We start from the raw sequence: 14,719 nt of genomic DNA on the forward strand, positions 1-14,719 counted from the left end.
TTTGGGGGCACTGGCCTGCCGCGCGGGCCGGTAGCCGCCCCATTTCTCCCACCCTTTTCGGTTTTTACTATTCTCCGTATGGCACTTCCCTCTTCTGGATTATGGCGCCGGGTGCTTGCCCGGCCGCGGCGGCCTTGGGCGCTGGTGGCGGGCCTGCTGCTGGCTGGCGCCGCCCCCACCTCGGCCCAGCAGCGCCTCACCTCGTTTGTAGACCCTTTTATTGGTACCGGCGGGCACGGCCACGTGTTTATTGGGGCCAACGTGCCGTTTGGCGCGGTGCAGCTCGGGCCCCAGCAAATTTTTAAAGGCTGGGACTGGTGCTCGGGCTACCACTATTCGGATAGTTTGCTCACGGGCTTCTCGCACACCCACCTCAGCGGCACCGGCGCTTCCGACCTGGGCGACGTACTGATTATGCCCTATACCGGCGCCCTTAAAACCGATAAGGGCCAGCAGAAGGCGCCCCATCAGGGCTACCTCTCGCGCTACTCGCACCAGCGCGAGGTGGCCCGGCCCGGCTACTACGCCGTCACGCTCGACGACTACGGCATCCGGGCCGAGCTGACGAGCACCGCCCGGGTGGGCCTGCACCGCTACACCTTTCCGAAGGGCAGCCAGCCGGCGCGCATCATCATCGACCTCAAGGAGGGTATTAGCGACAAGGCCACCGATACGGAGCTGCGGCAGGTGGATGCCCAAACCTTTGTGGGCCACCGCTTCTCGCACGGCTGGGCCAACCACCAGCAGCTGTTCTTCGCCATTAAGGTGTCGGCGCCGGCGCCTGAGTTTGCCCTTTTCAACGAGGCGCAGGCCCTAGGGGGCAAAACCGGCCAGGGCCCCGCCGTGAAGGGCGTGCTCAGCTGGGCCCAGGCGCCCGCCGCGCCGCTGCTGCTCAAAGTCGGTATTTCGCCGGTGAGCACCGACAATGCCCTGGCCAACATCCAGGCCGAGCTGCCGGGCTGGGACTTCGCCGCCGTGCAGAAAGCGGCCGACGGCCAGTGGGAGCAGGAGCTGGGCAAAATTGCCATTGAGAGCCCCGACCCGGTGGTGCGCCGCATCTTCTACACGTCCCTCTACCACGCCTGGTTTGCGCCCGCCCTTTTCAACGATGCCAACCGCGACTACCGCGGCACCGACGGCAAAATCTACCCTAGGGCCGCGTTCAACAACTACAGCATCTACTCGCTCTGGGACACCTACCGCACCGAGCACTCGCTCTTCACGCTGGCCCAGCCCGAGCGCGTGCCCGACATGATGCAGGCCATGCTGGCCATCGGCCGGCAGCAGGGCAAGCTGCCCATCTGGCACCTGATGGGCAACGAAACCAACACCATGGTCGGCTACAGCGCCGCGCCGGTGCTGGCCGAAGCCTACCTCAAGGGCACGCCCGGCCTCGACGGCCGGCAGGTGCTGGCCGCCCTCGAAGTATCAAGCACCCGCGACGACGAGGGCACGCAGTACGTGAAGACCCTAGGGTTCATTCCGGCCGATAAAGAGAATGAGTCGGTAGCCAAGGCCATGGAATACGCCATCGACGACTGGAGCATTGCGCAGGTAGCCAAGAAGCTGGGCGACAAGGAAGCCTACGATACCTACAGCAAGCGCGCCAAGTACTACCAGAAGTACTTCGACCCCAAAACGCGCTTCATGCGCGGCGTCACCTCCGAGGGCAAGTACCAGCTGCCCTTCAACCCATTCCAGAGCATTCACCGCATGAACCCCTACACCGAGGGCAACGCCTGGCAGTATACCTGGCTGGTGCCCCACGATGTGCCGGGCCTCATCCAGCTCTTTGGCAGCGAGGCTGCTTTCGTCGAAAAGCTCGATAGCCTTTTTGTGGTGCAGGGCAGCCTAGGCGAAAGCGCCTCGCCCGACATTTCGGGTCTCATCGGCATGTATGCGCACGGCAATGAGCCCAGCCACGCCACCACCTACCTCTACGCCTACGCCGGCCAGCAGTGGAAAACCGCCGCCAAGGTGCGCCAGGTGCTGCGCGAGATGTACCTCGACAAGCCCGACGGCATCAGCGGCAACGAGGACTGCGGCCAGATGAGCGCCTGGTACATCATGTCGGCCATGGGCTTCTACCCGGTTAGCCCCAGTAGCCTGGCCTACGTGCTGGGCAGCCCGGTGGTCAACAAAGCCACCATCCGCCTGCCCCAGGGCAAAACCTTCGTGATGGAAGCTCTCAACAACAGCCCGCAAAACCTGTATATTCAGTCGGCCACCCTCAACGGCAAGCCCTACGCCAACACCTACCTGCTGCACCGCGACGTAGTAGCCGGCGGCAAACTCCAGCTCACGATGGGTTCACAACCAAATAAGACCTTTGGGGCGGCGGCGGCCAACCGACCAAAAGACGTGTATTAGCGTAAGCGCTTAGCTCGCCTGCCGGGGCCCTTCGCCCTAGCTTCTTTTCTCGCTGGAAAGGGGCTAGGGCAAAGGGCCCCAGCGGGCGGCCCGTTCCTGTTTATCAGATTCACTTGCCAAGCGGCTCCGAGTTGAAAAAGAAAATACTCATTCACGACATTGCCCAGCACCTCGACGTGTCGATTGCCACGGTATCGCTGGTGCTCAATGGCAAGGCCAAGGAGAAGCGCATCAGCGACGAGCTGGCCCGGCGGGTGCTCACCTACGTGGACGAGGTGGGCTACAAGCCCAACCAGCTGGCCAAAAGCCTGCGCACCGGCAAAACGCACGTCATCGGCCTCATGGTAGAAGACATTGCCAACCCCTTCTTCGCCACGGTGGCGGCCCTCATCGAGAAAAAAGCGCTGGCCCGCGGCTACCGCATCATTTACTGCAGCACCAACAACGACCCGGCTAAGGCGCGCGACCTGCTCACCATGTTTCAGGAGCGGCACGTGGACGGCTACATTCTGGCCCTGCCCAATGGCCTGGATGCTGAAGTGGGCGCCCTGGTGCGGCGCGACAAGCCCCTGGTGCTCTTCGACCGCCTGCTGCCCGGCGTGAGCGCCAACGCCGTGGTGGTGGATGGGGCCACCGGCATGTACCAGGCCACCCAGCACTTGCTGGCGCAGGGCTTCCGGCAGGTGGCGCTCGTGATTACCCAGCTGGGCCAAACCCAGATGGCGGCCCGCCGGCAAGGCTACGCCCAGGCTATGCGCGAGCAGCGCCGGCCCGAGCTGGTGTACGAAATCAGCTTTCCGCAGGAGCCCGAGCAGATGGTGCAGGACCTGCAGGCGTTCTTCGCGGCCCACCCCGCCTGCGACGCCGTGCTCTTCGCCACCAACTACCTGGGGGTGTACGGCCTGGAAGCCCTGCGTAACCTGGGCCGCCGCATTCCCGACGAGCTGGCCGTTATCTCCTTCGACGACAACGACTTGTTTCGGCTCTATTCGCCGCCCATCACGGTAGTGGCCCAGCCCATGGAAGCCATGGCCGAAGACCTCATCAGCACCTTGCTCGCCGCCCTCGACGGGCCCGGCGACACCGGCCGCATCGTGCAGCTACAGCTGACGCCGCAACTGGTGGTGCGCGCCTCCTCGGTGCGGGTGCCGGTGGGGGCCTAGGGTAGGAGTTGTGGGTGAAAAGGGCCCTTGTTGCGTGCAGCGTGCTTTTTACCAGCCCTTCCCAGCTTTCGGCCCTAGAAGTTGGGCGAGAGCGAGTACTTGTGGTAGAAGTCGTCGATGATTTTCACGGCTTCGCTGGCGTCGTCCACCAGGTGCACCAGGTCCAGGTCCTCGGGCGAGATGTTGTGCTCCTCGTGGAGCATTACGTTCTTAATCCAGTCGAAGAGGCCGCCCCAGTAGGCCGTGCCCACCAGCACCAGCGGGAAGCGCCCGATTTTCTTGGTTTGGATGAGCGTCAGCGCCTCAAACAGCTCGTCGATGGTGCCGAAGCCGCCGGGCATGCCCACAAAGGCCTGCGCATACTTCACAAACATCACTTTGCGCACGAAAAAGTAGTCGAAGTCGATGCACTTGTCCGAGTCGATGTAAGGGTTGTGGGTTTGCTCGAAGGGCAGCTCGATGTTGAGGCCCACCGACTTGCCCCCCTCGGCGCGGGCGCCCTTGTTGCCGGCTTCCATAATGCCGGGGCCGCCGCCCGTAATCACGCCGTAGCCGTGACGCACCAGCTTGGAGGCGATTTCCTCGGCCAGCTGGTAGTAGGGGTTGTCGGGCTTGGTGCGGGCCGAGCCGAAGATGCTCACGCAGGGGCCAATCTTGGACAGCTTCTCGAAGCCCTCCACAAACTCGGCCATCACCTTGAAAATCTGCCAGCTATCGGCAATCTTTATCTCGTTCCAGTCCTTGTCCACAAAGGCCTGGCGGATGCGCTGCTCGTCGGGGTCGGGCGCAGCTTTGGGCTGCACGCCGGTTTTGTCGCGCAGGTCGGTGATGCTGCGCAGCTTGTTGTCGTTGACGTTGGGCTGCACAATGGTCTTGCCCGAGCCCCCGTTCAGGGCCTCGTCAGCAAGCTTGGTTTTACTGGTTTTTTTTAGCTTAGACATACATACTACCAGGGTAGGAAAAAAACGCCCCAGCTCCTGGCAGTGGGGCAAGAAAAAAACAAGGCCGCGAAGATAGGGGGGTAATGTGGAAATGTAGAAAATACGAAAAATGTGAAAATGCAACGGCTATGTTATCCTAAAAATCTTCGCTTTAGCCCACCGTCATTTTCACATTTTCCACATTCAATACATTTTCATATTATAAAGAATCACTTAGCCCGAATAGCGATAACCGGGTCAAGGTTGGCGGCCAGCACCGCCGGAATAATGCCCGCCAGTACCCCAATTAGCACCGATACCATAAGGCCAAGCGAGATGTTGCCCGCGCTCAGAAACAGCGTGAGGCTGTCTTGCGGCAGTAGGGTGATGAGCCACACCAAGAAAATGCCCGCCGCCCCGCCCAGCACGCACAGAAAAATGGCCTCGAACAGGAATTGAAAGAGGATGAAGTAGTTCTTGGCCCCTAAGGACTTCTGGATGCCAATAAGGTTGGTGCGCTCGCGCACCGACACGAACATGATGTTGGCAATGCCGAAGCCGCCCACCAGCATGGCAAACGAGCCAATAATGGCCCCCGCCACCCCAATAATGCTGAAGAGCTTGCTGATGGCGTCGGCCACCATTTCGGGCCGATTGAGGGCGAAGCTGTCTTCCTCGCGGGGCTTGAGGCCGCGGATGCTGCGCATATCGCCGCGCATCTCGGCCTCCAGGTTCAGCAGGCCGGGGTCGTCGTCGCGGCCCTTCACGGCGAGCTGGGGCGAGGGCCCGCTCATGCCGGTGCTGCTCAGGGCGTAGATGGTGGCGAAGGCGTTGTAGGGAATCAGGCAATTGGCGTCGTTGCTAGGGGTGCCGAGCAGGTTTTTGCCCTCCTCCTTCATGGTGCCAATGATGGTGAAGTAGCGCCCGTGCGTTTTAAACTGCCGCCCCACCGCGCCGCCCTGTGGAAACAGATTTTTGGCAATGGTGGCCCCCACGATGGCCACCGGCCGGCCAGCTTCCGTTTCTTGCGGCGTGAAGTAGCGGCCTAGCTCGATGGGTACGCTCGATACGTTGCGGTAGTCGTAGCTAACGCCCTGCAAGGCGCAGTCGCTCACCGAGTTGGTGCCGGCCTTGAGCGTGTTGCCGCCCTTGGCCACAAAAATGGCCACCCCGTTTTGGCTGCTGGCGGGCAGCATGCGCTGCAGCAGCCGAAACTCGCGCGCCGTGGGCACCGGCCGGTTGAAGTACTTCCACCAGGGGTTGTTGGGGGCAAACACCCAGGGCCACTTACCCACATAGATAACCTTGTCGCCCAAGAAGTTCATGCTGCTGCGCACGTTGGCTTCCAGCGAATCGACCACCATGAACACGGCGATGATGGAGAAGATGCCCACCGTGACGCCCAGCAGCGATAAGACGGTGCGCAGCAAATTGGTGCGCAGCGCCTGCCAGGCAAAGGCGAAGCTTTCGAGCACGAGGCGAAGGGTGAGGAACATAGCCGGGAAGCAGAGAGAATACCGTCAACAAAGAACGTCATGCTGCGCTTGTCGCCGCCATCGCTGCCCAACAACCCTAGGGGCGCGGTAGCGGTGCTGCGGCAGGCAAATGTCAGATGAGCAAAACCACTTTGTGCGCGGGTTCAATCGCGCCAGCTGAGCATTTCATTACAGCGCCAACTCTCACCTCATCAACAATCTACCCGAAAAGCCGTACCTTTGCCCCCCGAATTTTCGGTAACTTCCCCCTAGTACTGCCCCTCATGGCGATGAAACTGCATGAGTTCAAGTTTGAACTCCCCGAAGAGCTGATTGCCACGCATCCGGCTCGCCACCGCGACGAGTCGCGCCTGATGGTGGTGAACCGCGCCACCGGCCAGATTGAGCACAAGCAATTTAAGGACATCCTCGACTATTTTGTGGAGGGCGATGTCTTTGTTTTCAACGACACTAAAGTGTTTCCGGCCCGCATGTACGGGCAAAAGGAGCGCACGGGCGCCCAGATTGAGGTGTTTTTGCTGCGCGAGCTAAATAAAGAAGGCCGCCTGTGGGACGTGCTGGTGGACCCGGCCCGTAAAATTCGGGTGGGCAACAAGCTTTACTTCGGCGAGTCTGACATCGTGGCCGAGGTCATTGACAATACCACCTCGCGGGGCCGCACCATCAAGTTCTTGTTCGACGGCACCGACGAGGAGTTCCGCAAGGCCCTCTACGAACTGGGCGAAACGCCGGTGCCCAAGGATGTGCTGAAGCGCGAAACCGAGCCCGCCGACAAGGAGCGCTACCAAACCATCTTTGCCGAGCACATTGGCGCCGTGGCGGCCCCGAGCGCCGGCCTGCACTTCTCGCGTGAGGTGATGAAGCGCATGGAAATCAAGGGCGTGGAGAAGGCGTTCGTAACCCTGCACGTGGGCCTGGGCACCTACCGCAACGTGGACGTGGAAGACCTAACCAAGCACCGCATGGACTCGGAGCAGTTCTTCGTGAACGCGGAGGCCGTGCGGGTGGTCAACAAGTCGATTGACGCCAAGAAGCAGGTGTGCGCCATCGGCACTACTTCGCTGCGCGCCCTCGATGCCTCGGTGTCGGCCAGCAGCCGCATCAAGGTCACGTCGGGCTGGAACGACAAATTCATCTACCCGCCCTACGACTTCAAGATTGCCAACTCGCTGCTGACCAACTTCCACCTGCCCGAAAGCACGCTGGTGATGATGGCCTCGGCCTTCGCCGGCTACAAGCTGCTGATGGAAGCCTACCAGGAAGCCATTAAGGAGAAGTACCGCTTCTTCGCCTTCGGCGACGCCATGCTCATCCTGTAAGCTGGTGAGCTGATGATTTACTAAATGGCCCGGCTGCTTTCTTAGCGGCCGGGCCATTTTTGCGTTTGGGCGCTTTCTTGCGCTGCTAGGCCCTAGGCCCCTTCTTGCCAATTACTCGCTCATGCCGCCTACCTTCCCGCCCCCAGCCGACAACTCACTACCGCATCCATTCACCAGCTCACCGCTGCCCCGCTACGCCGTGTTGGTGGCGGGCGGCAGCGGCCTGCGCATGGGCGCCGACCGGCCCAAGCAGTTTTTGCTGCTGCGCGGCGAGCCGGTGCTGCTGCACACGCTGCGGCGCTTTGCCGCGCCCGCGCTGGCCGTGGCCGAGCTGGTGGTGGTGCTGCCCTTCGACCAGGTAGCGTACTGGCAAGAGCTGGCGGCGGGCTACCCCGCCGTGCCGCCCCACCGCGTAGTAGTGGGCGGCGCCACCCGCTGGGCTTCGGTGAAGGCGGGGCTGGCGGCGCTGCCCACTGCACCGCCCAGCGGCGCGTTGGTGGCCGTGCACGATGGGGTGCGCCCGCTGGTGCCCCTAGGGGTGGTGGAGGCCGCCTACCAGGCGGCAGCCACGCACCGGGCCGTGGCCGTGGCCGTGCCGCCCAAAGACTCGGTGCGCCTGCTGGGCGCCGCCGGCTCGTCGCCGCTCGACCGCCGCCGCCTGCGCCTCATGCAAACGCCCCAAACCTTCGACCTCGACCTGCTGCGCCGCGCCTACCGCTTGCCCGAGCTGCCCACCTTCACCGACGACGCCAGCGTGGTCGATGACCTCTGCCCCGTACACTTGGTGGAGGGCGACTACCGCAACCTCAAAATCACCACCCCCGAGGACCTGCTGCTGGCCGAATCACTGATTAGCACGGATTTTAGCTGATTGCACGGATTTTGTGGACGATTGCCCTAGGGGTATCGCCCATTTTTCACCCGTAAGCTGCACATAAAAAAGGCGGTTACGTAACCGCCTTTTTCTTTGTCAACAACCCCTAAGGCAATCGTTCACAAAATCCGTGCAATCAGCTAAAATCCGTGCTAATCAGTGATTAGCGGAGCGTGATGGTGCGGGTTACGCCATTTACGGTGACGCTGGCGGTGTTGTCGCAGGCTTGGGTGTTGCTGGGGTCGTAGTCGAGCAGTAGGGTGCTGCCGGGCGTATTGGTGATGCTAAGGGTGCCGTGCACGTAGTACTTGAGGCAGTCGCCGCGCTTAAGGAGCGGGGTTTGGATGAGGGTGGTATAGCCAACGCCCTTGCGGTTGGTGCCTTGGGCGGCGCCACTCACGCTGTAGGCATCGTCGAGGGTGGTGGCCGTGCCGTAGCCGGCGGTGCGGGTGAAGGTCCAGCTGGCGGTCCAGGCGTGGGTGCCGCCGCCGTTGGCCGCCGCGTAGATGATGCTGGCGCTGGGCACGCTCACCGAAAACGAGCCGCTGCCCAGGTCGGTGAACACGCGGGTGGCGGTGTGCTGGTTGTCGTTGACGAAGTACTCTTTGCGCGTGACCACGGCCCCGGCGCGGCGGGTGTTGCCGTTGTCGGTGGTGAACTGCACCAGGATTTGGCCACGGCGGTAGCGCCCATCGGGGCACAGGCAATTGGTGGGGCCAAAGTCGATGGTGAGCAGGCGCAGGCTAGCGTTGTAGGTGCGGGTGGCGCAGGAGCCGAAGCGGGCGCGGAAGTCGGCATCGGGGCTGGTATAATCGGTGCCGCTGGTTTCGGGGTTGGCGCTGCCGGCGCTGGCCGCCGCCGGGCTGATGGCGCGCACGGCCTCGGTGCTTAAGGCCATTTCGGCGTTGGCGTCGCTGCGGTCGGTGGCCGTGGTAATGTCCTCCGTGGGCGTTTCGGTGGTTTTGCGGCAGCTGGCAGTCAGGAGCAGGCCGCTGGCGAGGGCGGTGTAGACTAAAGAGCGGAGGGAATAGGTGGCGTACATAAAAGCGGATTAATGAAGAGGTTAGCTTCAGTGAGAAGCCGTGCTGCGCCCCAGGTTTAAAGACTGCCCACTCTTTTTTTGAGAGAGGCCCTAGGCCTACTTTAGGTTAGTAAAGAAGTAAGGGTCAAATTTCCAGTTAGCCCTATGCTTCAGGTTTAGTTTCTGGGCTCTCGGTGCTGGCAGCTAACTAGCTCATTTACACTAAACTTCGGTCGAGTGGAGCACGTAAGCAACTAGGATAACTTACCCTATTCCTTTTCTGATGAAGACCTTTCTTTTGCCGCTGGCCAGCGCCGGCCTCCTGCTGTTTACGGCTTGCAGCACCTCTACCACCTCCGATACTGCTGCCTCCGGCACTACAGACGCGGCTAGCTCCTCAACCATGAGCAGCGACTCGTCGGCCGGCAAAATGGGCAGCGCAATGGCCGCCGACTCGGGTAGCGCGATGAGCGGCACGATGGCCGGCAATGGCGCCGCTGACCCCAACGGCCCCACCGCCCCGCACGCCAACGACGCCGAGTTTATGCAGTCGGCGGCTCATTCTGACCAGAACGAGATGCAGCTCAGCAAGCTGGCACTCAGCAAAGGCGTATCGGGCAAGGTGAAGGCCTACGCCAACCAGATGATTGCCGACCATACCAAGAGCACGGCTAACCTGAAACCCATCGCCGCCAAGGCTGGCGTAACGCTGCCTACCGACATGGACGCCGACCACCAAGCCATGCTGCCAGCCATGCAAAAGCTGTCGGGCAAGGAGTTTGAAACCAAGTATGTGCAGCAAATGGTGGCCGACCACCAAAAAACGGCCAACACCCTGAAGGCTCACCAGACAATGACCAAGAACGCTGCCTTGCAAAACTGGATTACCACCACGCTGCCCGTAGTAGAAGGCCACTTATCGATGGCGCAGCAGGATAGCAAGACGATGACCATGTAAGGCAAACCTGCGTATACTGCTCACCCTTAGCATATACCACCCTAACCTTACCTCACGATGAAAAGCTTGTTTTTAAATGGTTTGTGGGCTGCCGCCTTTTTGGCAGGCACCGCCGCCTGCAACTCCAACCCCGATTCGGTGAAGGACGCGCAGGCCGTGAACGAGAAAAAGATTGAGGCCGGCACTCCCGACTCGACTTCGGCCGGCAGCGACCTGAAAGATGCCCGCGAATACGACACTGAGTTTATGACCAAGGCGGCCAGCGGGGGCATGCTGGAGGTGCAGCTAGGCCAGGCCGTGGCCAAAAACGCCGTATCGCCCCAGGCAAAGGACATTGCCAACCGCATGGTAACCGACCACACCAAGGCCAACGACGAGCTAAAGGCCCTGGCCGCTAAAATGAACGTAACCCTGCCCACGACACTCGGCAACGACGCGCAAAGCACCTACAAGGACGTGACCGAGAAAAAGGGCGTGGCGATGGACAAGGAGTACGTGAGCAAGATGGAAAGCGACCACAAGGACGACATCAAGGCCTACGAAGAAGCCTCAACTAAGGCCGCTTCGCCGGAGCTGCGCGCCTTTGCGGCCAAAACCCTGCCCACGCTACGCGAGCACCTGACCATGATTGAGAAAGACAAGCCCGCTATTGAGGCGCTGAAATAAGCGCTGGTAGTCTGCTCTGTAAGCAAAAAGCCGCCCCCAGTTTTATTGGGGGCGGCTTTTTTTAGCTGGGTAGCCTAGCGGTTATTTGGCTGCCAGCGTTTCGCCGGCCTCACTGAGGCGGATGCCCATGTGCGAAGCATTGTAGGTGCAGGCGCCATCCTGAATGAGCAACAGCTGGGGCGACTCGTGGCGCACGCCAAAAGTCTCGGCCACCTGGGCCGAGAGGGGGCGGTAGCGCAGCAGGTCGAGGTAATAAATCTGCGTATCGGCCGGCAGCGAGTTGTCGGGCCACTGGCGCTCGAGCTTGGCTTTGGCTGCCGCGCTTATCGAGCAGGTGGTGCTGTGCTTAAAAATGAGCACTGGGTGCTCGTGCGAGGCCTGCGCAATGTCTTGCAATTGGTCGGACTGGGTGAGGGGAAGCCAGGGAGTAGCCATAACTAGGAGCGGGATTAGCTTAAATGAAAGCCACTTAGAAGGGTGACTGAAGTAGTAACTGTAAAATCAGGGGGTGGGTTCGGTTTTGGGGCTGCGGCGCAGGCTAGGCAGTTTTAAGCCAGCCCGGCGCTTGCCTTCATCGGGGCGGGTGTTGGCGGTGCCAGGCGGGCCGGCGGCACTGCCCCGCTTGAGCTGCTGGCGCGTTACGGTGAGGTGCGACTCCTTGTAGGGCACGTTGGCTTGCTGGGCCTCGCGCAGGGCCCGGCGGTTGGCCGCGCGCTGCTGGGCGGGGTTGCTGGGCGCAATTTGGGCCACGGCGGAGCTAGCTAGCAGCAGGGCCAAGGCGCAGAGTAAGGGCTTAGGCATGGTAAAGGCGCGGGTATTAGTTGCCGCTGCCGGGCGGCTGGGTGGGGTCGGGCTTGGGCGCCTTGGGCGCTTTTTTAGCTTTCTTTTCCTTCGTAGGTTTTTCCGGCGCGGCCTGGGCAGGCGTGGGCTCGTCGGCCGGCGCGGTGGTAGGCGCCGCGTGCGGAGTACGGGGCTTGGGGGTGGCTTTGGCCGGGCGGGGCGCTGGCGCTTTAGCCGCCGACCGGGGCAGCGGGGTTTTGCTGGCGTTGGCGGCCGGGGCGGGGGCCGGCTGCGTGGGGTCGGGAGCTGGCGCGGGCTCGGCGGGCTCGGCGGGGGCCCTAGGCTCGGCGCCGCGCTTGCCGGGGTTTTTCGAGTGCTTGCGCATCTTGCGCTCGTCGCGGGTAGCAGCGGTGTGGGGCGGGGCGCTTAGGTCGTAGTGGTGCAGCTTGTTGCTATTCTGCTGCAGGCGCACCAGGGGGCTTTTCTTGAGTAGGCCTTGCTTGTCGTAAGTGGCGCGGGTGCCAGCCGGCAGCTCGCTGTAGGCCTTGCTGTTGCTGACCGAAGTGGGTACGGGGCTAGTACTCGGGGCTGCCCCGTCGGCGCTCGGGGTATCGTCGGCATCTGGGTTGGCAAGCGTTAGGCCCTTGTGGCGGGCTTTTTCGGCGGCGCGCAGTTTGGCTTTCGCCTCGGGCGTCATGGCGGGCGTGCCCAGGCGGTGCGGATGAAAGACGGAATCGTAGACCGCGCAGCCGCTCAGGCCCAGGAGGCTCCCTAGGGCTAGCCACCCAACTATAACTCGATAAAATACAATAGAATACATAACTAATAGCCTCAATACACCACGAAAGTACAAGCCAGCTACTAGTATTGCTACAACGACTACCCGCCCCGCCGCGTTGCCGAGCGGCGAGGCGGCGCCCAATCTTTTTGGCAGCCAGCAGGCCCTGGCCTGGGCGGGGCAATAGCCACCGGAGCCGGCTGCCGCTGCGCGCCAAGCAGCCTTTACCGCTACCGGGCAGCAGTAAACGGCCGCTAGTACGTCCGCAGCGCCTTAATGGCCTCGCGCAGGCGCTGGGTGGGCAGGAAGTCGGCTTCCAGCTGCGGGGCAAACGGCACGGCCGTATCGAGCGCGCCTACGCGACGTACCGGCGCATCGAGGCTACTAAAGCAGTGCTCGGCCACCCAGGCGGCTATTTCGCCCCCTAGGCCCCCGGTGAGGGTGTCTTCGTGCAGCACCAGCAGGCGGCCGGTTTTGCGCACCGAGCGCGCCACGGCCTCGCTGTCCCAGGGCAGCAGCGTGCGCAGGTCCAGGATGTCGGCCCGCGCGCCCAGCTCCTGGCAGGCGCTCAGGGCCCAGTGCACCCCTAGGCCGTAGGTCACGATGCTCAGCTCGTCGCCCTCCTGGGCCAGCGCGGCCTGGCCGATGGGCGTGAGGTAGGGCGCCGTGGGCACCGGTCCGCTCAGCGAGCGGTACAGCAGCTTGTGCTCGAAGTACAGCACCGGGTTGGGGTCGGCCAGGGCGGCCAGCAGCAGGCCCTTGGCGTCGTGTGGATTGCTGGGGTACACCACTTTCAGGCCCGGCACGTGGGTAAACCAGGCCTCGGTGCTTTGCGAGTGGAAGGGGCCGGCGGCCGTGCCCGCGCCGGTGGGCAGGCGCACCACCACGTCGGCGGGCTGGCCCCAGCGGTAGTAGCTTTTGGCCAGGTTGTTTACTATCTGGTTGAAGCCGCAGGTCACGAAGTCGGCAAACTGCATCTCGACCATGCTCTTGCGGCCGCGCACGGCCAGCCCTAGGCCCGCGCCCAGCACGGCCGACTCGCACAGGGGCGTGTTGCGCACGCGCCCCTTGCCAAACTCGGCCACGAAGCCTTCCGTCACCTTAAACACGCCGCCGTACTCGGCAATGTCCTGGCCCATCAGCACTAGGCCGGGGTGCTGCTCCATGCCCTGCCACAGCCCCTCCCGAATGGCATCGACGTAGCGGCGGTCTTGGGTTTCTGGCTGCTTGTTTCCGGTTGCTGCTTGCTCGTTAGTCGAACCTGAGCTAGCAACCGGTTCCGGCGCGTACATCTCGCGTAGCTCGCGGGCGGCGTCGGCCACGGGGGCGGGGGCGGCTTCGGTTTCCTGCCAGGCTTTTTCGATTTCTTGCTTGATGCTTTCGCGCACCTGCGCGCGGCCGGTTTCGCTGAGGATACCCTCGGCCAGCAGCCACTTCTCGTAGTTTTCCACCGGGTCTTTGCGGCCCCATTCTTCCAGCAGCTCGCTGGGCACGTACTTGGTGCCGCTGGCTTCCTCGTGGCCGCGCATCCGGAAGGTGAGGGCCTCCACCAGCACCGGGCGGGGGCGCTGGCGCAGGTCGTCGGCCAGGCCCGCGATGCAGGTGTACACGTCGAGCACGTTGTTGCCATCCACCTGCACCGCCTCCATGCCGTAGGCCGGCCCCTTATCCACAAACGACTGGCAGCAAAACTGTTCGTTGCTGGGCGTGCTCAGGCCGTAGCCGTTGTTCTCGACTAGGAATATCACGGGCAGCTGCCATACGGCGGCCACGTTCAGCGCCTCGTGGAAGTCGCCCTCGCTGGCCCCGCCGTCGCCCGAGTAAGCCAGCGTGACCCTAGGGGCTTGGTCGAGCACGTCGGCCAGGGCAATGCCATCAGCCACCGCCAGCTGCGGCCCCAGGTGCGAAATCATGCCTACGATGTGGTGCTCGCGGCTGCCGAAGTGAAACGAGCGGTCGCGCCCCTGCGTGAAGCCCGTGGCCTTGCCCTGCCACTGCGCAAACAGCCGCCCCAGCGGCACCTGCCGGCCCGTAAACACCCCTAGGTTGCGGTGCAGCGGCAAAATGTACTCGTCGGCGTGCAGGGCCAGGGTGCTGCCCACCGCCACGGCCTCCTGCCCGATGCCCGAAAACCACTTGCTCACCTTACCCTGGCGCAAGAGTATCAGCATCTTCTCCTCGATGAGGCGCGGGCGCAGCAGCTCGCGGTAGAGACGCAGCAGCAGGGCGTTGTCGTAGTCGCGGCGGTTGAACTGGAGGACGGGGGCAGTTTGGGTAAGCATAAAAAAACCGGCGGGGTGGCAGTATGGGCAAAGGTAGCGGCCAGGCGGCGGGCCCGTTATTTGGGGGAAGTTGGGCAAAACGGCGGCCGGCG

Annotated in this window: 13 protein-coding genes; 6 read left to right on the plus strand and 7 right to left on the minus strand. The window is 62.7% G+C overall.

The genetic code is table 11. The annotated features are described in order from the left end of the window. Positions 1 to 78: 78 nt before the first annotated feature. Together HHL22_RS17275 and HHL22_RS17280 are read left to right on the plus strand one after the other, a co-directional pair. Positions 79 to 2,370 (plus strand): GH92 family glycosyl hydrolase, encoded by a 2,292-nt coding sequence (locus HHL22_RS17275; RefSeq protein ID WP_169532658.1) that lies wholly within the window; start codon positions 79 to 81, stop codon positions 2,368 to 2,370. Positions 2,371 to 2,501: 131 nt separating this feature from the next. Beyond that, positions 2,502 to 3,533, plus strand: coding sequence for a LacI family DNA-binding transcriptional regulator (locus HHL22_RS17280; RefSeq protein WP_169532659.1), 1,032 nt, complete (start codon positions 2,502 to 2,504; stop codon positions 3,531 to 3,533). 74 nt (positions 3,534 to 3,607) lie between these two features. Here HHL22_RS17280 and HHL22_RS17285 read toward each other — a convergent pair whose 3' ends face one another. Then, positions 3,608 to 4,474 (minus strand): LOG family protein, encoded by an 867-nt coding sequence (locus HHL22_RS17285; protein WP_169532660.1) that lies wholly within the window; start codon positions 4,472 to 4,474, stop codon positions 3,608 to 3,610. Between the two features lie 209 nt (positions 4,475 to 4,683). Next, entirely contained in the window at positions 4,684 to 5,949 is a 1,266-nt protein-coding gene (locus HHL22_RS17290; protein WP_169532661.1) for an ABC transporter permease, read from the minus strand. A gap of 269 nt (positions 5,950 to 6,218) precedes the next feature. Here HHL22_RS17290 and queA point away from each other — a divergent pair, with 269 nt between their 5' ends. Both queA and HHL22_RS17300 read left to right on the plus strand, forming a co-directional pair. Then, positions 6,219 to 7,268, plus strand: coding sequence for a tRNA preQ1(34) S-adenosylmethionine ribosyltransferase-isomerase QueA (queA, locus tag HHL22_RS17295; RefSeq protein ID WP_169533505.1), 1,050 nt, complete (start codon positions 6,219 to 6,221; stop codon positions 7,266 to 7,268). Positions 7,269 to 7,389: 121 nt separating this feature from the next. Beyond that, positions 7,390 to 8,139, plus strand: a complete 750-nt coding sequence (locus tag HHL22_RS17300) for an IspD/TarI family cytidylyltransferase (protein ID WP_169532662.1) — start codon at positions 7,390 to 7,392, stop codon at positions 8,137 to 8,139. Positions 8,140 to 8,305: 166 nt separating this feature from the next. Here the strand turns inward: HHL22_RS17300 and HHL22_RS17305 are convergent, their stop codons facing one another. Next, on the minus strand, positions 8,306 to 9,184 hold the full coding sequence (locus tag HHL22_RS17305) for a hypothetical protein (protein ID WP_169532663.1): 879 nt from the start codon (positions 9,182 to 9,184) through the stop codon (positions 8,306 to 8,308). A gap of 262 nt (positions 9,185 to 9,446) precedes the next feature. Between HHL22_RS17305 and HHL22_RS17310 the strand changes: the two genes are divergently transcribed. After that, complete coding sequence (locus tag HHL22_RS17310) at positions 9,447 to 10,121, plus strand: DUF4142 domain-containing protein (RefSeq protein ID WP_169532664.1); 675 nt, start codon at positions 9,447 to 9,449, stop codon at positions 10,119 to 10,121. Positions 10,122 to 10,178: 57 nt separating this feature from the next. Beyond that, on the plus strand, positions 10,179 to 10,787 hold the full coding sequence (locus HHL22_RS17315; RefSeq protein ID WP_169532665.1) for a DUF4142 domain-containing protein: 609 nt from the start codon (positions 10,179 to 10,181) through the stop codon (positions 10,785 to 10,787). 81 nt (positions 10,788 to 10,868) lie between these two features. Here HHL22_RS17315 and ytxJ read toward each other — a convergent pair whose 3' ends face one another. The 4 genes from ytxJ to HHL22_RS17335 form a co-directional block, all read right to left on the minus strand. Further along, positions 10,869 to 11,222, minus strand: coding sequence for a bacillithiol system redox-active protein YtxJ (gene ytxJ / locus HHL22_RS17320; protein ID WP_169532666.1), 354 nt, complete (start codon positions 11,220 to 11,222; stop codon positions 10,869 to 10,871). Between the two features lie 66 nt (positions 11,223 to 11,288). Beyond that, positions 11,289 to 11,588: a hypothetical protein gene (locus HHL22_RS17325; RefSeq protein WP_169532667.1), complete on the minus strand. Its 300-nt coding sequence runs from the start codon at positions 11,586 to 11,588 to the stop codon at positions 11,289 to 11,291. 16 nt (positions 11,589 to 11,604) lie between these two features. Next, entirely contained in the window at positions 11,605 to 12,387 is a 783-nt protein-coding gene (locus HHL22_RS17330) for a hypothetical protein (RefSeq protein ID WP_169532668.1), read from the minus strand. Between the two features lie 212 nt (positions 12,388 to 12,599). Next, positions 12,600 to 14,627 (minus strand): alpha-ketoacid dehydrogenase subunit alpha/beta, encoded by a 2,028-nt coding sequence (locus HHL22_RS17335; RefSeq protein ID WP_169532669.1) that lies wholly within the window; start codon positions 14,625 to 14,627, stop codon positions 12,600 to 12,602. Between the last annotated feature and the right edge of the window lie 92 nt (positions 14,628 to 14,719).

Origin of the sequence: Hymenobacter polaris (assembly GCF_012927305.1) — a bacterium.
Lineage (GTDB): Bacteria > Bacteroidota > Bacteroidia > Cytophagales > Hymenobacteraceae > Hymenobacter > Hymenobacter polaris.